The organism is Ruegeria sp. AD11(2025), assembly GCF_056542405.1.
Genome location: NZ_JBQFZU010000031.1, coordinates 1 through 18,887 on the forward strand (window position 1 = coordinate 1; position 18,887 = coordinate 18,887).

General features: G+C 54.1%; 20 protein-coding genes and 1 pseudogene. 8 read left to right on the forward strand and 13 right to left on the reverse strand.

Going from position 1 to position 18,887, the window contains the following annotated elements:
• The 12 genes and pseudogenes from ACR1XY_RS20615 to ACR1XY_RS20670 all read right to left on the reverse strand — a co-directional run.
• Positions 1–258, reverse strand: a pseudogene (locus ACR1XY_RS20615) (integrase); the annotation flags it as partial.
• A 470-nt stretch (positions 259–728) separates the two neighbouring features.
• The gene (locus tag ACR1XY_RS20620) at positions 729–1,154 is read right to left on the reverse strand and encodes a methylglyoxal synthase (RefSeq protein ID WP_480595990.1); all 426 of its coding nucleotides are present in this window, start codon (positions 1,152–1,154) and stop codon (positions 729–731) included.
• Positions 1,120–1,647: a 2,4'-dihydroxyacetophenone dioxygenase family protein gene (locus ACR1XY_RS20625; RefSeq protein ID WP_480595992.1), complete on the reverse strand. Its 528-nt coding sequence runs from the start codon at positions 1,645–1,647 to the stop codon at positions 1,120–1,122. Before ACR1XY_RS20625 ends, ACR1XY_RS20620 begins: the two co-directional genes overlap by 35 nt.
• 12 nt (positions 1,648–1,659) lie before the next feature.
• A complete protein-coding gene (locus ACR1XY_RS20630; RefSeq protein WP_480595994.1) occupies positions 1,660–2,364 on the reverse strand; it encodes an SDR family NAD(P)-dependent oxidoreductase in 705 nt (234 codons plus the stop codon).
• A 3-nt stretch (positions 2,365–2,367) separates the two neighbouring features.
• Entirely contained in the window at positions 2,368–3,285 is a 918-nt protein-coding gene (locus tag ACR1XY_RS20635; RefSeq protein ID WP_480595996.1) for a sugar kinase, read from the reverse strand.
• A 60-nt stretch (positions 3,286–3,345) separates the two neighbouring features.
• Positions 3,346–4,536: an L-dopachrome tautomerase-related protein gene (locus ACR1XY_RS20640; RefSeq protein WP_480595998.1), complete on the reverse strand. Its 1,191-nt coding sequence runs from the start codon at positions 4,534–4,536 to the stop codon at positions 3,346–3,348.
• A 73-nt stretch (positions 4,537–4,609) separates the two neighbouring features.
• Entirely contained in the window at positions 4,610–5,260 is a 651-nt protein-coding gene (locus ACR1XY_RS20645) for an RraA family protein (protein ID WP_480596000.1), read from the reverse strand.
• Positions 5,261–5,289: 29 nt separating this feature from the next.
• Positions 5,290–5,916, reverse strand: a complete 627-nt coding sequence (locus ACR1XY_RS20650) for a bifunctional 4-hydroxy-2-oxoglutarate aldolase/2-dehydro-3-deoxy-phosphogluconate aldolase (RefSeq protein ID WP_480596002.1) — start codon at positions 5,914–5,916, stop codon at positions 5,290–5,292.
• Entirely contained in the window at positions 5,910–6,878 is a 969-nt protein-coding gene (locus ACR1XY_RS20655) for a C-terminal binding protein (RefSeq protein ID WP_480596004.1), read from the reverse strand. Before ACR1XY_RS20655 ends, ACR1XY_RS20650 begins: the two co-directional genes overlap by 7 nt.
• Positions 6,879–6,899: 21 nt before the next feature.
• The gene (locus ACR1XY_RS20660; protein ID WP_480596006.1) at positions 6,900–7,910 is read right to left on the reverse strand and encodes a DctP family TRAP transporter solute-binding subunit; all 1,011 of its coding nucleotides are present in this window, start codon (positions 7,908–7,910) and stop codon (positions 6,900–6,902) included.
• A gap of 19 nt (positions 7,911–7,929) precedes the next feature.
• Positions 7,930–9,216, reverse strand: coding sequence for a TRAP transporter large permease (locus ACR1XY_RS20665; RefSeq protein WP_480596008.1), 1,287 nt, complete (start codon positions 9,214–9,216; stop codon positions 7,930–7,932).
• A 3-nt stretch (positions 9,217–9,219) separates the two neighbouring features.
• The gene (locus ACR1XY_RS20670) at positions 9,220–9,717 is read right to left on the reverse strand and encodes a TRAP transporter small permease (RefSeq protein WP_480596010.1); all 498 of its coding nucleotides are present in this window, start codon (positions 9,715–9,717) and stop codon (positions 9,220–9,222) included.
• A 121-nt stretch (positions 9,718–9,838) separates the two neighbouring features.
• On the opposite strand from ACR1XY_RS20670, the gene ACR1XY_RS20675 reads away from it, so the two are divergent.
• A complete protein-coding gene (locus tag ACR1XY_RS20675) occupies positions 9,839–10,504 on the forward strand; it encodes a GntR family transcriptional regulator (RefSeq protein WP_480596012.1) in 666 nt (221 codons plus the stop codon).
• A gap of 9 nt (positions 10,505–10,513) precedes the next feature.
• Here ACR1XY_RS20675 and ACR1XY_RS20680 read toward each other — a convergent pair whose 3' ends face one another.
• Entirely contained in the window at positions 10,514–11,161 is a 648-nt protein-coding gene (locus ACR1XY_RS20680; protein ID WP_480596014.1) for a GntR family transcriptional regulator, read from the reverse strand.
• A gap of 143 nt (positions 11,162–11,304) precedes the next feature.
• Between ACR1XY_RS20680 and dctP the strand changes: the two genes are divergently transcribed.
• The 7 genes from dctP to ACR1XY_RS20715 all read left to right on the forward strand — a co-directional run bounded on the left by dctP (position 11,305) and on the right by ACR1XY_RS20715 (position 18,286).
• Positions 11,305–12,294 (forward strand): TRAP transporter substrate-binding protein DctP, encoded by a 990-nt coding sequence (gene dctP, locus ACR1XY_RS20685; RefSeq protein WP_480596016.1) that lies wholly within the window; start codon positions 11,305–11,307, stop codon positions 12,292–12,294.
• Between the two features lie 77 nt (positions 12,295–12,371).
• Positions 12,372–12,920 (forward strand): TRAP transporter small permease, encoded by a 549-nt coding sequence (locus ACR1XY_RS20690; protein WP_480596018.1) that lies wholly within the window; start codon positions 12,372–12,374, stop codon positions 12,918–12,920.
• Positions 12,920–14,236: a TRAP transporter large permease gene (locus tag ACR1XY_RS20695; RefSeq protein ID WP_480596020.1), complete on the forward strand. Its 1,317-nt coding sequence runs from the start codon at positions 12,920–12,922 to the stop codon at positions 14,234–14,236. The genes ACR1XY_RS20690 and ACR1XY_RS20695 overlap by 1 nt, the downstream gene beginning before the upstream one ends.
• Complete coding sequence (locus ACR1XY_RS20700) at positions 14,233–15,471, forward strand: malonyl-CoA decarboxylase (RefSeq protein WP_480596022.1); 1,239 nt, start codon at positions 14,233–14,235, stop codon at positions 15,469–15,471. The genes ACR1XY_RS20695 and ACR1XY_RS20700 overlap by 4 nt, the downstream gene beginning before the upstream one ends.
• A 10-nt stretch (positions 15,472–15,481) precedes the next feature.
• The gene (locus ACR1XY_RS20705) at positions 15,482–16,999 is read left to right on the forward strand and encodes a malonate--CoA ligase (protein WP_480596024.1); all 1,518 of its coding nucleotides are present in this window, start codon (positions 15,482–15,484) and stop codon (positions 16,997–16,999) included.
• A 107-nt stretch (positions 17,000–17,106) separates the two neighbouring features.
• Positions 17,107–17,514, forward strand: a complete 408-nt coding sequence (locus ACR1XY_RS20710; RefSeq protein WP_480596026.1) for a universal stress protein — start codon at positions 17,107–17,109, stop codon at positions 17,512–17,514.
• Positions 17,515–17,590: 76 nt separating this feature from the next.
• The gene (locus tag ACR1XY_RS20715) at positions 17,591–18,286 is read left to right on the forward strand and encodes an adenylate kinase (protein WP_480596028.1); all 696 of its coding nucleotides are present in this window, start codon (positions 17,591–17,593) and stop codon (positions 18,284–18,286) included.
• Positions 18,287–18,887: the final 601 nt, after the last annotated feature.

Below are 18,887 nucleotides of genomic sequence, written 5' to 3' on the forward strand. Positions count from 1 at the left end.
CAGGACGGAGGCACGCTCTTTGATCTGTCCCGATGCCATCACGTCGACGACCTTCATCTTCACAAGATCACAGCCGCGAAGTTTGCTGTCGATTGCCATATTGAACAGCGCGAGGTCGCGATGGTTCTCGGCCAGTTCAAGTCGAACTCGGATCGCCCAGACGTGCTTTGGCTTCAGCGGTCTTTTCTGGCCAACGATACGTCCTTTGTTCCAAGCTGGGCGAAGCGCGCGAATGGCTGGTAAATTTGGTGTTTCCATGACTGATCCTCCGATCCGCCATGCCCTCCCAAAGCGACAACCCGACGTTGACGAGGCACCATATCAGAGGATTTCTGCGCTGCCTCCGAGGTCTGCAGAGAGCCCGACCTGTACCTTGGATATTGGTGGTGCGCGCGCACGCAGCGGGAAAATCGCTGCATTTGCAACCACCCAAGTGCTGTCATGCAGCGGAGGAACCTGCCATAGGTACGAGGCGCAGCGAGAATACGAGAGGCAATTCAAAGGTCCCGGAACAAAACGTGCATTTGCCGAGCGACATCATATGGCTAGTTTCGGCGCTCTGAGGTCATATGAGCCATTGGTCATCATCGAAACTTGTTGACCACTGAAATAAAGACGATGGCGGCTGCAAATCCAAAAAAATACCTCAATTTTAATGCAAAGACTAATTGGAAGTTACTAAGAATCTCGCGAGTGCTTCGCACGGTTGCTCGAGCACCCGCATGCGTTCATGCGCCTGTTTCGCGTTGGGAAAACAAACCCTTCAGTACGAAATTTGCCGTACTGGGACTATGAGCGCAGGGAATGTCATACACAATCGCCAACCTGCTGAGGGCTTTAACGTCGACATCATGAGGCATTGGGGACATCGGATCGATGAAGAAGAACAATGCATCGAGCTTGCCTTCACAAATCATCGCACCAAGCTGCTGATCCCCTCCCAAAGGACCACTTTTGAGGCAAGTGAGCTTTAACTGTGGTGATGCCTCTAGAATTTTGGTCCCGGTCGTTCCGGTTGCGAATAAGTCTGCTACTTGGAGCAGGGATGTGTTCTGTCGAACCCAGTCTACTAGGTCTGCCTTTTTGGCGTCATGAGCGACCAGAGCCAACCGCAGCGGGTTATCGGATGAATTGCTCGACAAAATCTGATCCAAGGCCTACCTCTTCATAGTGATTTCGGCACATCTCGATCTTCGTGAAAACGTCCTCATATCCCATCGTCTTTCCCCACGGATCGACGTAGAGCATGACGCCGTTGACCTGAAAGTAGGTAATCATTTCACTAACGTCTTCAGGGACGATCAGCGTATGAGTCTCGCCTGGAGGCTCAAAGACGTACCCGCCTTCGTGAGCTTCCCAGTCGTGCTCAAGGTAGTGCCAACGGCCCTTGAGAACAAAGCCATGTACGGGTTGAGGATGGCGATGGCGTGACAGCACCCCTGACTGACGAACCCGCAACAAGTTCATCCAATAGCCTTGCGAGCGATTGAGACAGAGGGGTCGAAATGAAACGGTTTCTGTTTGCGGCACCCAAACGCGCTCATCGTCGGGAACGGCGTCGGGAATGACAATCTCGTCTTGAGCATCCTCTGGAAAAGGTAGCTGGTATGGCATTTTGGGGTCTTGATCTTCACCTTGAACCGGCATGGCGCGGCCTCCTTACATTGCTAAATATCCACCATCGACAGGATAAACGGACCCAGTAACAAACGCCGCCTCTTCCGAAAGTAGCCAGGCTACCAGTGCACCAACTTCCTTAGGCTGTCCCCAGCGATCGAGTGGTGTTCTGTTCAGGATAGGGTCATTTCGGGCAGGATCAGCGCGCAATTCTGAGGTCATTTCGGTCGCAATCCACCCCGGAGCAACAGCGTTTACACGTATCCCGTCATTGGCCCACTTACCAGCAAGCGCTTTGGTCAATTGAGCCACGCCGCCCTTTGACGCGGAGTAGGCGGGCACCAAAGGTCCGCCGAAATAACTTAACATCGACGCTGTGTTCACGATGGCACCTTTGTTGTCAGCCAACAATGGTTGGGCCGCAAGACAGCATCGCATGGTGCCGGTCAGGTTCACGTCGATGACCTTCTCAAAGATCTCAATCTCGTACTCTGCGGCTCGGGCCAATATGCCCGCGCAGTTGACCAAGCTGTCGAGCCGGTCGAAACCGGAAAAGAAGGAAGATACCGCTTCGGTGTCGCGCACATCCAATTGGGCCGCGCGTAACCCGGTGTTTTGAGCGACATAAGCCGCAACTTCAGTGTCATCGACGCCTGTGACAGTCACAGTCCAACCTTTTTGGTGCAGCATTTCAGCTATGCCTGCGCCAATTCCTCGGGTGCCTCCAACAACGACGGCATGCGACATTGATCAACTCCCTTTTGCAAGAAATGCGCTAACGGCTTCGCGAGTTGGCATAGGTGCAACGGCCCCATACCCCAGTGTTGCCAGTGCCGCTGCACCGTTAGCATAGCGCGCGGCTTCAAAAGGGTCATCGCCAGCGACGATGCGGGCCAGGAATGCGCCATCAAAAGTATCCCCGGCTGCAGTCGCGTCAACCGCCGCTACTTCCTGTACCGGAACCAGGTGCCTGTCATTCTGAGTTGCGACAAGTGTGCCTTTTGCGCCAAGTGTAAGAGCGACAATTTTCGCACCCAGACCCTGGTAGAAATCGACTATCGCGATTGGGTCGTCCAGACCGGTCAGGTGCACTGCGTCATCCATTCCGGGTAGAGCGATGTCACAATGAAGCATCGCGGCGTGCGTTACTGCCCGGGCTCGTTCAATTGGCCATAGTTTCAGCCGTAAATTTGTGTCGTAAGAAACCATACCGCCCGCTTCCTTGACTACTCGAATGGCTTCAAATACTGCGTCAGCGGCGGTGTCTGATATGGCCTGACTGATGCCCGACACATGAAGGACCTTCGTTGTCCTGAGCGTGTCGAGCGGTAAATCTTCGGGAACAATGCGGCTGGAAGCCGAGCCTGCGCGGAAATAGCTGAACTCGTGCCCGTCCTTACCATGAGTTACAAAATAAATTCCCGTATGCGCGTTCGAAACCTGTTGAACCGTAGACGTATCAACGCCTTCATTGGACCAGAGATCCATGAAAGAATTGCCGAATGTATCGTCTCCAAGGTGAGTGAAATAGCCCACGCTTGCGCCCTGTCGGGCGGCAGCTATGGCAGCGTTGGAGGTATCTCCGCCATGGCCCGGCAAGTAGTTTCCATCGGGTTGCTGATTGAACTCCAACATGGGTTCGCCAAAGCAGAGGATATCGGGTGTCATGGTTTTCTCATCTTGAAAGGGACCGCACCAATCAAGGTGCGGTCAGTTTGGTCGGGAGAGTTATTTGGATGTGTAGCTTTGCCCGACACCTGGAATTTTCCAGATGCGGAAGTTCGGGATTTCAGGGTCTTCGAAATTCATGTCGCCATCGACCCAGATATGCAGATGGTTGGAAACCACATACATTTCGCCATCCGGACCCCAGGCCAGCGTGTCGGGCCAGTTCATTTCCGGGTGGTAGACGAAGCGGCTGACCTTACGCGTGGATTCATCGAACTTCATGATCCCATCCAGCGACAGCGCGGTCATATAGATGTTGCCCGTATTGTCTGCGGTCATTCCGTCGGTGTTCGAGGGCAAAACAGCTGCGACTTCAACCGCGTTTTCGATGACTGTCTCGTTGGTCTCGAAATCGCGCAGGATTTCAGTCGGTAGGCTGTACAGATGATTGCCGGTCAGGTTGGTCCAGTAGAGCGTTTCTTTGTCGCCCGACAACGCGATGCCGTCGGCACCCGTGCGCATTCCGCCATTCTTCAAAACCGGGCGGTTGTCGATGTTGAAAAAGAAATTCGGCTCATCATTGGTGAACCGGTGTTGGTCCAGAATGCGACGTACCGAGTTGGTGTTGCTGTCATAGACAATCAAACCTCCGTGCAGCGGATCGCAAAAAATGCCGCTGTCGGCGATATAGGCAAAGCCCGTGTCGTTATCGACAGCGAGGTCGTTCAGGAAGGAGCATTGACGGTCAGCTTCTTGTGCAGAGAAAACGTAACGCTGGATTTCCTTGTTTTCTTTCAGGTCCCAAAGCACCAACTTGGCGTCACCGTCTTCGAACGGAGGGCCCGCCACATGACCTTGATCCAGTATCCACATCACATCGTTGCGGTCGATCTCAAAACCCAGCACGGCTTTCAGACCATCGGGGTTCGACATGTTGTTGAATTCTTCGGACGGAAACGCCTCCAGCTCCCACGTGTCGCCGTTCTTGACCAGCTTCGACACAGTCGAAGGAATCTCGGCCCCACCCCAGCGGGCAGTAGAGACGTAAATGTTACCCTGACTGTCGACCTTAGCGCCCTGTATCAGCGCCTTGCCAAATATCTCGCTGCCTTCCCACGCAGATTTTGTCGCCTCATCCTTGACGGCATAGGGCAAACTGTTCCATTCCGCGATAACCTCGGGCCCATTCGCGAGCGCCGGGGTAGCCAGAACGGCGGTAAGGGCCACCGTGTTGATCACTCTTTTCAGCATGTATTCCTCCCTTGCTGAGGTCTGGTGTTCCGCAGGCTGTTGCGAGCAGCCTGCGGAGCGTCATTAATTGGGATTAAATCCGTCCGTACTTCGCGAGACCTTCGCGCAGCGAACCACTTTCAATGATCAGACGGGCCTGTTCAGCCTCGCGCGCATCAATGTCTCGGGCCATTTCCAAAACTGATTCAGCGTGCTCGCGTGGGACACAAACGACACCGTCGATGTCACCGACGATGATGTCCCCCGGATTAACGATGACATCACCCATCGCCACCTCGACATTTGACGCGATGGTTTTTATCCGGCCCAAGGTCGTGCCGGGCGAAACGGTGCGCGCGTAGACCGGGAAGTCGAAATCGCGCTTGATTTCAACAAGGTCCCGCACGCCGCCATCCAGAACTGCGGCTTCGTGCTTGTTGGCAACTGCTCCGGCTGCCATCAGGCCTCCCCAAAGGGCAACTTCAGCCTGACCATTGGTGGAAATAACGATAACCGAGCCTGCATCTGCTTCGTCAATTGCATTCAAGGCATGTTCAGGTGGTAGAAATTCAGCGCTGGGGCCCTCAAGGACGGTGACAGCGGGACCAACGATCTTGGATTCATTGATCCGCGGTTTGATGCTTTCGGGAAGAAACCCGGTTTTGCCAGCGACCTTGTCGACGGCGTCGGCAACAGAAGCGGTCGCCACTTCGCGAAATCCGGCTACGAGTTCTTTGATGTCCATTTTGCTATCCTCTAGTTCTTGGTGTTTTGTTAGAAAACGGCTGTCAGGGCCGAATTGATCTGTTCGCTTGCGAGGGTGGTGTTGCCGACCTCAAGCGCCTTTGCCGGTAGAAGGTTGCCGCCCATGCCAACACACAGGGCACCCGCATCGAGATACGATTTCGCATTCTCTGGTGTCACACCTCCGGTCGGCATCAGAGCCACGTCCGGAAACACCGATTTCAGAGCTTTCAAAAATCTCGGTCCACCAGCCGCTTCTGCGGGAAAAACTTTGACCAACGTGGCCCCGCTAAGCGCATGATGCTGAACCTCGCCCGGTGTCATGGCACCTGGGAGGTATGGAACACCTGCTTTCAGTAGCGCGCGCGCCACGTCGTCGCTCCAACAGGGCGAAACGACAAATTCCGCTTCGGCAGTAATAACTTGCTCCGTCTGTTCCATCGTCAGAACCGTGCCAGCCCCGACACAGATCGACGGATACCTTTGGCGAAGTTCAGAAATGACCCCTACGGCATCTGGAACAGTTGTCGTGATCTCCAGAGCTTTGATGCCTCCAGCTGCGAGAAGCTCGCAGGCTGCCAGTGCGATTCCTGGATCGTCGTGGCGGATGACTGGAACAACCCGCGCTGATCGGAGGGTAGCAACAACGTCTACCATTTGTTCACCCAATGCTCCGGGTGTTCATCACTCAGAACCTTGGCGACTTCGCGCGCAGCACAACGTTGCAGCATCACGACGGATCGCTCGGAATACCAAGCTGCGTGGTCCGAAACGATGGTATTTGGTGCTTGCAGAAGCGGGTTGTCCTGACGAACTGGTTCTTCCTCAAAAACATCAATGCCTGCCCCAAAAACCCTACCTTCACTCAACGCTGCGGCCAGGGCGGTTTCGTCCACTAGTCCTCCGCGGGATACGTTCACTACGATGGAGGTGGGTTTCATCATTCCGATGCGTTCAGCGTTAAGAATGTGCCGGGTTTCTGACGTCAGTGGCGCATGAAGGCTTATGACGTCGGCAATGCCGCACAATTCGTCCAATTGGACCTGCTCAACACCGACTGTCCGTGCCGCTTCCTCCGGCATGTACGGGTCGGATGCCAATACACGGGTGAATCCGAGAGCGCGAAACTTGCGCGCTACTTCCAGCCCGATTTTGCCGCAGCCGATTAAACCCAGAACGCCGTTTTCGCGGCTTGGAATTACTGCAGACTGCCCAATGCCCCATTCGCCTCGACGCACCTCTGCATCGCGCGACGGAATTCGTCTTTGCACCGAAAGATACAACGCAACTGCGTGTTCACTGACTTCGATTTCGGCGCCGTAGTCCGGTACATTTGCTACGAAAATTCCGCGTGATCGAGCGTGCTCCAGATCAACATTGTCAACGCCCACTCCGTAGCGGACGATGACCTTTAGATTTGGGCAGGCGTCAATCACCGTCGCATCCACAGTCCGTTCCCTTACGAGAATGCCAACCGGATCCAACGCCTGCAAAGCCGGGACCGCCTCAGTTTCCGGCGCGACCGGTGCGATCTGAACGTCCTGCTTGGCCAACACCGAGGCTTCGGTGTCATAGGCGGCGTAGCCTGGTTCAAGAATGGCTATGGTCTGGCTGGTCATGTGACGGTCCCTCGGCATGAGTTACTGCGCTTTGTAGGCTTCGACGGCAGCGTCGAGGCGATCTGGCCAATCCGCCCCAATCTCACCCACGATGTATTCGCGCACAGCAGGCTGAGCGGCGGCACGGAACATGGCTTTCTGCTCGGGGCTGACAGGAACCACTTCCATGCCTTTTTCCGACAGGATCGCCGTGGCGTTCGCATCTTGGGCAGCGGTCATGCCACGGTGGATTGTTTTTGAGATTTCCACGCACTGCTCAACGGCGCTTTTCTCGTCATCAGTCAGGCTCTGGAAGAACGCGTCCGACATCAGGTAGGCGTGCCAGCTGAACACGTGTCCATCCAGCGAGACGTATTTCTGGTGCTGGTAAAGTGAGGCGTTGACGATGTTGGTCACACCGTTCTCCTGGCCATCCACTACGCCTTGCTGCAAGGCACCTGGCAGCTCAGGCCACGGAACGGGCGTTGCCGACGCACCCAGGCTTTCCACCAGGGTTACCCAGACCGGAGCGGTCATCACACGCATCTTCAGGCCTTCCATATCGGCAGGCTCGGCCACGGGTTTTACGTTGTTGGTGAAATTGCGCACGCCATTGTCGGCCACACCAAAGTTGCGGATACCGGTTTGGGCCAGCATGTCCTCGGCCAGCGCGTCACCGAATTCACCATCCATGACCGACCAGGCCATGGCTTGATCGTCGAACAGGTAGGGCATTGCCAGAACCGAGAACGGCTTGTAGACGGCAGAGATCGGACCGTCGTGGATTGCGGCCATCTGGACAGTACCCAGTTGAAGACCTTCCATGATCTCAGAACCACCGCCCAGCTGCGATGCTGGGAAGATTTGAACGTCAATTGAGCCCGATGTCTTACCCTCGACACAGGCCTCAAAGGCCAGCGCAGCAGCATGCTTTGGAGAACTGAGATCGGCCGCTTGGAAGTGAGCGTATTTTAGCTCTTTGGCTGAAGCTGCTCCAGCAGCGGTCATTGCGACAACAGCAGTTGCCGTCATCAATTTCGACATGGTTTTCATGAGGTACCTCCCTTTCATGTCAGTTCGCAAATCCAAAAGAGTTGGGGATGAAAGTGCTCACGCCCGGCACGAGAATGACCAGAAGCAGCACGATGAGTTCGGCCAACAGCAGCGGCAGGACTGCCTTTGAAAGCTGTTCGATTTTCAGTTGTCCGACCGTTGCGATGACAAACAGAACCGGGCCGACCGGGGGGGTGATCATGCCAATGGTCAGGTTCAGCACCAGCATCATGCCGAATTGCAGAGGGTCGATACCGGCAGAGTAGGCGATGGGCCCAAGTATCGGCGTCAGAATGATCAGTGCGGGCAGCGTGTCGATAAAGAACCCGCAGATCAGGGCGAATCCGGCAAGAATGAATAGAATGCCTAGACGGCTGTCGGTGATCTGAGTGATGAACTTCGCCAGTTCCTGTGGGATCTGAAGATAGGTCAACAACCAGGCGAAGATTGATGCCATTGCGACAATCAGGAACACTGATGACGTCACCACCGCAGCCCGCACAAAAGCAGCATAGAGCGTGCGTAAGGTGAAAGCGCGCAGGAGAAAGCCCAGAAAGAGCGCATAGGCCGAAGCCACCGCACCGGCCTCGGTCGGAGTGAAGACGCCGAACAAGATACCGCCCAAAATGATCGCTGGCATAATAAGCGCTGGGACAGCCGAAAGGGTTGCACTGCGCAGCTCGCCCATCGTCGCGCGATGTTCGCGACCCCGATAGCCATAGCGCGTCGAGACAACGTGATTGGCGATGGCCAGTGCGACGCCCAGCAGAACACCGGGCACGATCCCAGCCAGAAACAGGCCCGCGACCGTTACACCGTTGGTCGAGATTGCAAATATTACAGCTAGAATGGAAGGAGGGATGATTGGACCAATTGTGGCCGTGGCGGCAGACAGGGCACCGGCATAGTTTTTTTCGTACCCTGCCTCACGCATCATCCGCATTACTATGGCCGAAGGGCCTGCAGCATCCGCTAGCGCGGACCCGCTGATCCCGGCGAACAGCATCGAAACGAGTATGTTAACGTGACCCAACCCACCGCGCACATGCCCAACCAGCGCGTTGGCAAACCGCAGCAACGCATTCGTCAGACCACAGGCCGTCATCAACTCGGACGCGAGGATAAAGAAAGGCACCGCCATCAGCGGGAAACTGTCGATCCCGGCGAACATGCGTTGAGTCGCGACCAGCGGATTCAAGGACCCGTCGATAAAGATCGCAGAGATTCCAGCGATCCCCATGGTGAAGGCCACCGGGACACCCAGAAAGAGCGTCGCGAAGAAGAGGATGATAAGCGTTTTTGCCACGGCTTAACCCTCAGCCTCATCGCTAACGCCATATTCGAAGTCCTGTGCGACGAAGCGTTTTGCAAAAAAGGTAAGTTGGATCAGGAACAATGCACACCCAATTGGGATCGCCAGATAAGGAATGCCGCGTGAAATGCCGGTGGACATGGTTTCCTTGTCCCATCCGAATTCGACGAACTGGATGCCCAGCCAAAGCATCGTCGCCATAAAGCCGAACATGACGATCACGATGCCCCAGCGCAAAATCCGGGCCATGAATTCGGGAAGAAGATCAGGCACGGTGGTAATTGCGACCAACCGCCCTTCGCGTAACGCGAGACCCGCGCCACAGAAGGCACCAAGGATCATCAAGTGCCGCGCGACTTCTTCGACCCATGCGAAGGACGCTCCGAACCCGTAGCGTCCAACAACATTGGCAAAGACGATTGTAAAAACTGCTGCCAATGCGACCGCAACCAAAGCCCGGTTAGTGGCTACAATCCATGTCTCCAGCTTCTCCACTTGCGTCCTCCCAACGCTCTCGTCATGGGCAATATAACTGGCATACAGTATGCTAGCTGTCAACACTACCACATTGTATGCTAGATGTTTTGCTGCTATCTTTCAGCCAGAGGAGAGCGCAATGAATTCATTCAACAGACCAAAATCATTGACAGAATTGGTGACCGAGAACCTGAGAGATCGTATTGTCACCGGGGAGTTTGAGCTTGGTGATCAGCTTTCCGAAGCGCGAATCGCCAAGGATTTGAACGTAAGTCGCACACCTGTTCGCGAGGCCATCAATCGCCTCGAAATGGAGGGACTACTGGTTGTGGAACCACAGCGCGGGTCGTTTGTTTTTAGTCTTGAGTCCAGTGAACTGGCAAAGCTCTGCGATGCGCGCGTTTGTCTTGAAAGCACCGCGCTTTCGCAAGCAATCAAGGAACAACCCAGAGAGTTGCATGAAGCCCTTAAAAACTGCACCGAACGAATGACCGCTGCTAGAGAGGCTGAAGACGACGCCGAATACCTGGCCCAAGACACGGTATTCCATCAATGTCTGTTTGATTGGGCTAACAACAGGTTTCTGAATGATGCCTATCAGACGATCGCACTGAAAATGGCTGCGGTCAGAAATCGATTGGGGCGACACCAAGAGCATATGGCAAAGTCATATATAGAGCATGTTCAGATGGTGGACGCCGTCGAAAGGCGTGATGCTGAGAGCGCACTGGAAATCCTTCGCTCACATATCGACCGTAAAGAAGGCTCATATTGGAGTGACGCCACAGTTGGTGTGATCAAGTAACGATAGGTTTCATTGCTTGAGACCGGCCATGAGCTGCTGAAATTTCTCACCTTGAACGGTGACATGGTTTCGGAGTGTCGTGGCAGCAAGTTCGGCATCGCCAGCTTTGAGCGCTGCAACAATCGCTTCGTGCTCAGCAAGTGACTGGGTCATGCGTCCTCTAAAGCGAAGTTGGACACGCCGATATGGCTTCAATCTGTTTTGGAGACGAAGGGCTTCTCTCTCCAAATAGGAATTAGTCGCACCGCGATAGATTTCCTGATGAAACGCCTCGTTCTCAAGATAGTATTCTGCAGCGTCGCCCCGGTCGACGGCGTCCTGACATCGTTCATTGGCGAGAACGAGATGTTCCAAGCCTTCATCAGACATTCTTGCTGCCGCAAAACGACCGCAGGCGGCTTCAAGCTCTGCCATCGTCTCGAACATTTCTAGCAGCTCAACGGGCCCTGGTTGGCGAACGAAAACGCCTCGGCGGGGTATTTGTTCCGCCATTCCAGATAGGACTAGCTTTTGGAGCGCTTCTCTTATCGGAGTGCGCGAAACACTAAATTGATCAGCCAGCTTGATTTCATCCAGCCGGTGACCGTCCTCATATTCGCCCTTAAATACAGCTTCTTCCAGCGTTTCGGCGATTTGATCAGCGCGTTTTAGCTCCATGTCAAAAGCATACTATAGAACTGTATTCGGACGCAATATAGATATTCTTGTATACAATAATCTTGACTTTGAATGCGAGATGAACAACCATGTGTTATCAGCCCGACTCGTTTCGTGGCGGATTTCCAAAGGGAGGAGAACCTATGAAATCTAAGTTTCTTACAACAGTCGCGATGATCGCAGCGATGGGAACAGCCGGTGCAGTACATGCAACCGAGCTACGCCTGTCACACCAATGGTCAAACAAAGACATCCGTCACCAGGTCGCCCAGATCGTCGCCGATGAAGTTGCGGCGGCAGACGTCGATCTTGAGATAAAGATCTTCGGCTCAAAATCGCTGTTCAAACCCCGCGAGCAATACCGCCCACTGAGCCGCGGCCAACTTGATATGACGGTCCTGCCTCTCAGCTACGCGGGTGGTCAACAGCCTGCGTTTAACCTTACGCTCATGCCTGGCTTGGTAAAAAACCACGACCATGCCGCCCGTCTCAGTGACTCTCCTTATATGGAGGCGCTGGAAGAAAAAATGGCCGATGACGATGTCATGGTGCTGGTGCATGGATATCTTGCAGGCGGATTTGTAGGCAAGGATGGCTGCATCACAAAACCCGAAGATGTTGACGGCCTCCAAACCCGCGCCGCAGGCAAAGCATTCGAGCAGATGCTGGCTGGCGCCAACGCATCGATCACGTCGATGGCGTCATCCGAAATCTACAACGCAATGCAAACGGGCATTCTCAACGCAGCAAACACGTCGTCATCGTCGTTCGTTTCTTACCGAATTTACGAACAGGCAGCGTGTTATACACCAGCGACCGAAGATGTCGCGCTGTGGTTCATGTACCAGCCGCTGTTGATGAACAAGACAACTTTTGAAGGGCTAACGGAAGAACAACAGGCCGCACTTCGAGCCGCTGCTGAAAAGGCCGAAGCCTTCTATCTGGAAGAAGCCAAGAAGCAAGATGCTGCGTCGGTGGAAGTTTTCGAAAAAGCTGGTGTTGAGATTGCTGAAATGACGCCTGAAGATTTCGAAGCATGGCGCGCACTCGCCCAGGAAACGTCCTACAAGGCCTTTGTTGAAGAAGTGCCTGATGGTCAGGACCTGCTGGACAAAGCGCTCGCTGTCGAGTGACCCGCTGCACTGCGGCAGCCAAGAATGGCTGCCGCTAACTCTACAATTCTTCGACTTTTCCAGGAAGGAAAGCTGTCATGGCTGGCCAAAGCTCAGCTGTCGCTTCGCGCACGGGGAACAACCCCTTCTTACGCGCAGTTGCAGCCCTCTCAACTCTCGCCGGATGGTGTTCTGCGGCCATGATCGTTGCTGCCGTCGCCATTACTTGCCAGATGATTTTTGTTCGGTTTGTTCTGAACCAGTCGACTGTTTGGCAAACCGAAGCCGTTATCTATCTTGCGATTGGGGCAACTCTAGTTGGATTGCCCTACGTTCAAAGGCTTCGCGGTCACGTCAACGTCGACCTAATCCCTCTCTCACTTTCAAAAACGGCACGTTACTACATGTGCCTCCTGACGCTTTCGCTCTCGATAGCGATGGTCGCAGTCTTGCTCTTCTACGGCTACGAGCATTGGCACCTGGCGTACGAGCGGAACTGGAAGTCTGACACGGTCTGGGGTGTTCGTTTGTGGATCCCGTACCTCTCGATTCCAATCGGATTTGGTCTCTTTCTGCTTCAACTGATCGCCGATCTTGTCGCTGTCATACTGAAAATCGATGCGCCGTTTGGCTTGGAGGACGTGTAATGGACCCGATTTTATTAGGCGCCATAGTCGCCATCGCCACAATTATCGTTCTGTTTTCCGGAGTTTCTGTTGCTGTAGGGCTGATGATCGTATCAACCGGTTTCCTGTTGATCTTCGACGGCTTACGTTCGTTGGAGCTGATACCGGAGATACTATTCGGCAAGCTGGATAACTTCGCACTACTTTCTATTCCGATGTTCATCATCATGGGGTCTTCCATTGCGTCCACCCGCGCGGGTGCCGACCTCTATGAAGCCTTGGAACGCTGGCTGACCAAAGTTCCCGGAGGACTGGTTGTCTCCAACCTCGGCGCTTGCGCCCTGTTCGCTGCGATGTCGGGTTCCAGTCCGGCAACTTGCGCCGCAATTGGCAAGATGGGCATCCCAGAAATGCGCAAGCGAGGCTACCCTGACGGTGTTGCCGCCGGGTCGATTGCCGCAGGCGGAACACTCGGCATCCTAATACCGCCATCTGTAACAATGATCGTTTACGGCATCGCGACCGAGACCTCGATTGGCCGCTTGTTCCTTGCAGGTGTGATCCCAGGCCTGATGCTGGTGCTGTTGTTTATGCTCTGGTCGCTCTATTCGACTTGGCGCTCGGGTGACAAAGCGCTGTTGAACGCTGGCAACTACACTTGGAAAGAAAAGTTCGAGATTCTACCTCGGGTTCTGCCTTTCCTCGCAATCATCATCGGTGTGCTCTACGCCATGTATGGCGGCATCGCGACACCCTCTGAAACGGCCGCCGTGGGCGCTCTGCTTTGTCTGCTAATTGCAATGGTCATCTACAAGTTGTGGAACCCAGGCGATCTTTGGGTCGTGCTTCGAGACAGCACCAAAGAAAGCGTGATGATCATGTTCATCATCGCAGCTGCCGGTGTCTTTTCATACATGCTGTCGAGCCTCTTCATCACGCAAGCCATTGCGGAATGGATCGGCACGCTGGACGTGAACCGTTGGGTGCTCATGACATTTGTCATGTTGTTCCTGTTGGTGGCCGGTTTCTTCCTCCCACCCGTTGCGGTGATCCTGATGGCGGCGCCAATCTTGCTTCCGATCATCACGACAGCCGGTTTTGATCCAATCTGGTTTGCGGTTGTGCTGACTATCAATATGGAGATCGGCCTAATCTCGCCGCCTGTGGGTCTCAACTTGTATGTGATCAATGGCATCGCGCCGGACATTTCGCTAAAGACCATCCTAAAGGGATCGCTGCCCTTTGTGGCCTGCATGGTCATCGCGATCATCCTGCTGTGCTTCTTCCCAGGTCTGGCAACTTGGTTGCCTGACGCGATCATGGGAGAGGCGATATGAGCTACTTTGGTGATCTGATATCCACGGTTTTCGACCGTCGCTATCGGAAGGTGAGATCGGATGAAGTTGACAGACGGACCACGTCCGATCTCTGCGAAGCGCTTCTGAGCAGCCATGGAGAAGTCTCGGGGGTCACTTTGGCACGCAACCTCCTGGATCGCTATGGGAGTATGAATCCGAAAGAGAAATCCGATTTCTTCTCGTTCATGATGCATGAGCTGGAAATCGATCCGGACGCCGTGATCAGTTCTCTTAAAGCATATGGTGAAAAACCAGGCAAAGGCTCGTATCGAGCCTTTGCCGCAGCCTGCGAACCCAGGCGACAAGAACTGGCCCGCCGACTGAACCAAGTTCCTGGCGCCACTGGTCAGCTCGTAGCGATGCGCAAAGACCTTTTAGGCATGATGAGGGAACGTCCGGATCTTGAACCGCTAGATGTCGACTTCAAACACTTGTTTTCGTCATGGTTCAATCGCGGGTTCCTGGTCCTTCGCCCGATCAATTGGGAAAGCCCCGCCGAGATACTTGAGAAGATCATCGCTTATGAAGCGGTACACGCCATAGACAGTTGGGATGATCTGAGAAGGCGCTTAAAGCCAAGTGACCGGCGGTGCTTTGGTTTCTTTCATCCGGCGATGGCCGACGAGCCCTTGATCTTCGTCGAGGTGGCTTTGACCAAGGGCATACCAAACTCAGTTCAGCGCCTTCTGGCAGATGAACGCGAGGAAATTGAGGCCGAAGATGCTGACACGGCGGTCTTCTACTCGATATCGAACTGCCAAGCCGGGCTGGCAGGCATTTCATTTGGCAATTCACTAATCAAGCAGGTTGTATCGGATCTGTCGAAGGAGCTGCCTGAGCTCAAAACCTTCGTAACGCTCTCGCCAATTCCGGGCCTAAATCGTTGGCTTGGAGGCTCAGATTTGGAAGCGTTGAAGTCCGCCGACAATCAGGCTCTTGCAGCTCACTACCTGCTGGAAGCAAAGCGACCTGACGGCATGCCCTTTGACCCGGTTGCGCGTTTTCATCTCGGAAATGGCGCCTTGGTCCACGCCGTTCATGCGGATGCAGACGTTTCGGAGAACGGGCTGCGGCAATCCAACGGGACAATGGTCAACTACTTGTATGACCTCAATCAGATTTCCCAGAACCACGAGCATTTCGTGGGCGAAAAGACAGTCGTTGCCTCGGACGCAGTAAAAGCACTGAGCGCTTCGGTGACACCAAGAGACTAGGAGATTGAAGATGGCAAATCCTCTCTACGACACGCTTTTTGGGCAGCACCAAGGCAAGAACACCACCTTTTTACAGATGGCCGACGGCTCGGTCGTGACCCATAGCGACTTTCTGCAACTCGCGTCTCAGTATGCCAACTTGCTAACCCAACTTGGTTTGCAACCAGGAGACCGCTTGGCTGCGCAGATTGTAAAGTCACCGCAAGCCTTGGCGGTCTATGCCGCATGTGTTCAGGCCGGAGTTGTCTTCTTGCCTTTGAATACTGCGTATACTGCTGCCGAAGTAGCGTATTTCCTCGAAAACAGTGGTGCAAGATTAATGCTAAGCGATGGCAAGGCATCTCAGGCACTTGAACTTGTGACCAGTGCCTGTGGTGCTATTCTTGAGACAATGAATGCCGATGGAAGCGGTAGCTTTGCAATTCAGGCAGAGACAATGCCAGTCGGTTTTCAGACGGTCGAACGCTCTGAAGACGATCTTGCTGCCTTCTTGTACACATCAGGTACCACTGGTCGCTCGAAAGGGGCCATGCTGACGCAAGGCAACCTTTTGTCGAACTGTCAGGCTTTGGCCAGCGAATGGCGGTTCACGGCGGAAGATTCCCTTTTGCATGCGTTACCCATATTTCACACGCATGGTCTCTTTGTTGCGACCAACATCTCGCTCTTGGCGGGTGGAAAGATCTTGTTTCTGCCGAAGTTTGACCTCGATATCATGCTCGATCTGATGCCGCAGGCAACAACAATGATGGGTGTACCGACTTTCTACACCAGACTCTTGGATGACAACCGGTTCACACGCGAGGCGGCGCAGCATATGCGCCTATTTGTGTCAGGAAGTGCACCATTGCTGGCAGAAACACACCTACAATTCGAAGAACGGACCGGCCACCGTATCTTGGAACGATATGGCATGACCGAAACAAACATGAACACCTCGAACCCGTATGACGGTGAGCGTCGCGCTGGCACTGTGGGATTCCCCTTGCCGGGAATAGAGATCAAGATCACCGACAGCAATACCGGTGAAACACTGCCGCAGGGGGAAATTGGTGAGATCGAAGTCCGTGGGCCGAATGTGTTCAAAGGTTACTGGCAGATGCCTGAAAAAACTGCCGAAGAACTACGTGAAAATGGCTTCTTTATCACTGGTGATCTCGGCCAGATCGATGAAGACGGCTATCTACACATTGTTGGTCGCAACAAGGACCTGATTATCTCAGGCGGCTACAACATCTATCCAAAGGAAATTGAACTTCTCCTCGACGAGGAAACAGGCGTATTGGAAAGCGCTGTCATCGGTGTTCCACATCCGGATTTTGGAGAAACGGTTGTCGGGGTGCTCGTCGCAGAGGGTCAGGGCGATCTGGACCTGGACGCCATTAAAAAGAACATTGGTGGATCGTTGGCGCGGTTCAAGCATCCCCAAAAGCTGGTGGTCCTCCCAGAATTGCCCCGAAACACCATGGGGAAAGTTCAGAAAAAAGAGCTTCGTGAACAATACAAAGACTTGTTCATGCCAGCCTAACCTTCCTCCCCGGGCCCGTGGCGCTGCAATTTGGCGTCGCGGGTCAATTTCCTAAAGCCCTCGGTTCAGTTCGGGGTTGCCCCAAGTCTGCCAACGGAGAAGTTTCCATGTATCGCAATATCCTTGTGCCAGTCTCACTTGACACCGACAGAGATGCAAATTCTGCTCTAAATGTCGCCCAAACGCTATGTGGTGGGGACGGCACGATCTCCGTCTTGCATGTAGTGGAGCATCTCCCTCAATACTCAGAGGATCTGCTTCCAAAAGACCATTTCGAAGCCGCCAAGCAGGCGATCGCGGAAAAGCTCGATCCAATGCTTGAAGGTATCCAGAGGGCATCGCTGGACATTGTGGAGGGTCATTCCGGACGTACCATTCTGGACTATGCAGCTTCGCACGATGTGGACTGCATTATCGTTGCCAGTCATCGGCCGGGTCTGCAGGATTATTTGCTTGGATCGACTGCGGCAAGGGTCGTTCGGCATGCCAAATGCGCGGTCCATGTTGTCAGGTAACTCACAACGCGGCTCCAACACATTGCGTCTGGTTCGAGGAAGAAACGAACGGCGCGGAAGATGAAAGGACCAAGTAATGGCGCTAGTAGATTCGGATCAGCCAACCAAGATTGTGGTCATGTTTGGCCCGCCCGGATCCGGCAAAGGTACTCAAGCCCGACGCCTGGCCGATGAATTGGGATACATCCAAATTTCAACAGGAGATCTGCTGCGTTCGGCGGTAGAAGCACAATCTACATTGGGTTTGATTGCAAAGGCGACGATGGAGGCCGGTGGGCTGGTAAGTGATGACATTGTACTTGCATTGTTGAAAGAGAGGTTGTCGGAGCCAGACACTCAAGCGGGTGTGATCTTCGACGGGTACCCTCGCACAGTCGCTCAAGCCAAGGCACTCGACCTTTTGCTTAAGCAGTCAGGCCAGCGAGTCGAGAAAGTAGTCGAACTCAAAGTCAACGACGACGAACTTGTCGAGAGGATCACAGGAAGGCACACATGTGCAGACTGCGGTGAAGGGTATCATATCCGCTTTAAGAGGCCTAAATTGGAAGGGGTGTGTGATGTTTGCGGAGGTACAAGATTCAAGCGCAGGGCAGACGACACCGCCGAGACAGTTCGCACAAGGCTAAGCGAGTACTACGAGCAAACACTTCCTGTGCTTTCGTATTACGTGCCGAAAGGCGCAGTTAGTACACTGGATGGTGCTGACAGCGTCGATGAGGTCTTTGCCAACCTTCTTTCAGTAGTTTCTGCAAAATCGAGGGTAGATACGTGACTCGCAGCGTATGTCCCCAGCTACAGGGCACGACATCATCGATATCCGGAAGCTGTATGGCAAAGCTGCTGCCTTCCCACATAACCTTGGATTTACATCAACCGCATCATGTGAATCTGTACAGTTCAGTTTAGAGCCCGGCGAGGTCAACACCGGTGAATGGCCGGTTCGGTGAAGCCTGCTACGCCGCAGAACAAATCGCGCCAAACGGGCGCCGGCTTTCTGCGTCAGCAATAGCCGCAATTGCACAAGTCCGGTTTGTCCGCTGTTCAGACCTCTGGAAACGCGTCGATATCGCTGGCGCAGCGAATGTCCGGTTCGGGGAAGCTGCGCTGCAGCGCCTCACTAAGCCACGAAGGTCCGGTATGGGCCGTCTGCTGGCCCTGTCGCTGAAACTGTGTTGCACTCGAGGTCTACTGTGAGCCTAGCCTGTGAATTCGAATTTCTCGCTTGGTGCAGCCGCAGTACCAGAAGTGTTGCAAACGTTAAGTATGGTCACTGCTGCTCGTGCAGAAGGAACGTCTATCAAGCCGGAGTTGAGCCGGACAAATGAGATTGTGATCTACAACTTGACGATCTGGTCACGCGATCCATGTGATTA

Bases quoted from the DNA above. Each gene is read 5' to 3' on its own strand.
- ACR1XY_RS20625 (WP_480595992.1), bottom strand. From the start codon at position 1,647: ATGCCGGTTCAAGGTGAAGATCAAGACCCCAAAATGCCATACCAGCTA.
- ACR1XY_RS20630 (WP_480595994.1), bottom strand. From the start codon at position 2,364: ATGTCGCATGCCGTCGTTGTTGGAGGCACCCGAGGAATTGGCGCAGGC.
- ACR1XY_RS20635 (WP_480595996.1), bottom strand. From the start codon at position 3,285: ATGACACCCGATATCCTCTGCTTTGGCGAACCCATGTTGGAGTTCAAT.
- ACR1XY_RS20640 (WP_480595998.1), bottom strand. From the start codon at position 4,536: ATGCTGAAAAGAGTGATCAACACGGTGGCCCTTACCGCCGTTCTGGCT.
- ACR1XY_RS20645 (WP_480596000.1), bottom strand. From the start codon at position 5,260: ATGGACATCAAAGAACTCGTAGCCGGATTTCGCGAAGTGGCGACCGCT.
- ACR1XY_RS20650 (WP_480596002.1), bottom strand. From the start codon at position 5,916: ATGGTAGACGTTGTTGCTACCCTCCGATCAGCGCGGGTTGTTCCAGTC.
- ACR1XY_RS20655 (WP_480596004.1), bottom strand. From the start codon at position 6,878: ATGACCAGCCAGACCATAGCCATTCTTGAACCAGGCTACGCCGCCTAT.
- ACR1XY_RS20660 (WP_480596006.1), bottom strand. From the start codon at position 7,910: ATGAAAACCATGTCGAAATTGATGACGGCAACTGCTGTTGTCGCAATG.
- ACR1XY_RS20675 (WP_480596012.1), top strand. From the start codon at position 9,839: ATGAATTCATTCAACAGACCAAAATCATTGACAGAATTGGTGACCGAG.
- ACR1XY_RS20680 (WP_480596014.1), bottom strand. From the start codon at position 11,161: ATGGAGCTAAAACGCGCTGATCAAATCGCCGAAACGCTGGAAGAAGCT.
- dctP (WP_480596016.1), top strand. From the start codon at position 11,305: ATGAAATCTAAGTTTCTTACAACAGTCGCGATGATCGCAGCGATGGGA.
- ACR1XY_RS20690 (WP_480596018.1), top strand. From the start codon at position 12,372: ATGGCTGGCCAAAGCTCAGCTGTCGCTTCGCGCACGGGGAACAACCCC.
- ACR1XY_RS20695 (WP_480596020.1), top strand. From the start codon at position 12,920: ATGGACCCGATTTTATTAGGCGCCATAGTCGCCATCGCCACAATTATC.
- ACR1XY_RS20700 (WP_480596022.1), top strand. From the start codon at position 14,233: ATGAGCTACTTTGGTGATCTGATATCCACGGTTTTCGACCGTCGCTAT.
- ACR1XY_RS20705 (WP_480596024.1), top strand. From the start codon at position 15,482: ATGGCAAATCCTCTCTACGACACGCTTTTTGGGCAGCACCAAGGCAAG.
- ACR1XY_RS20710 (WP_480596026.1), top strand. From the start codon at position 17,107: ATGTATCGCAATATCCTTGTGCCAGTCTCACTTGACACCGACAGAGAT.
- ACR1XY_RS20715 (WP_480596028.1), top strand. From the start codon at position 17,591: ATGGCGCTAGTAGATTCGGATCAGCCAACCAAGATTGTGGTCATGTTT.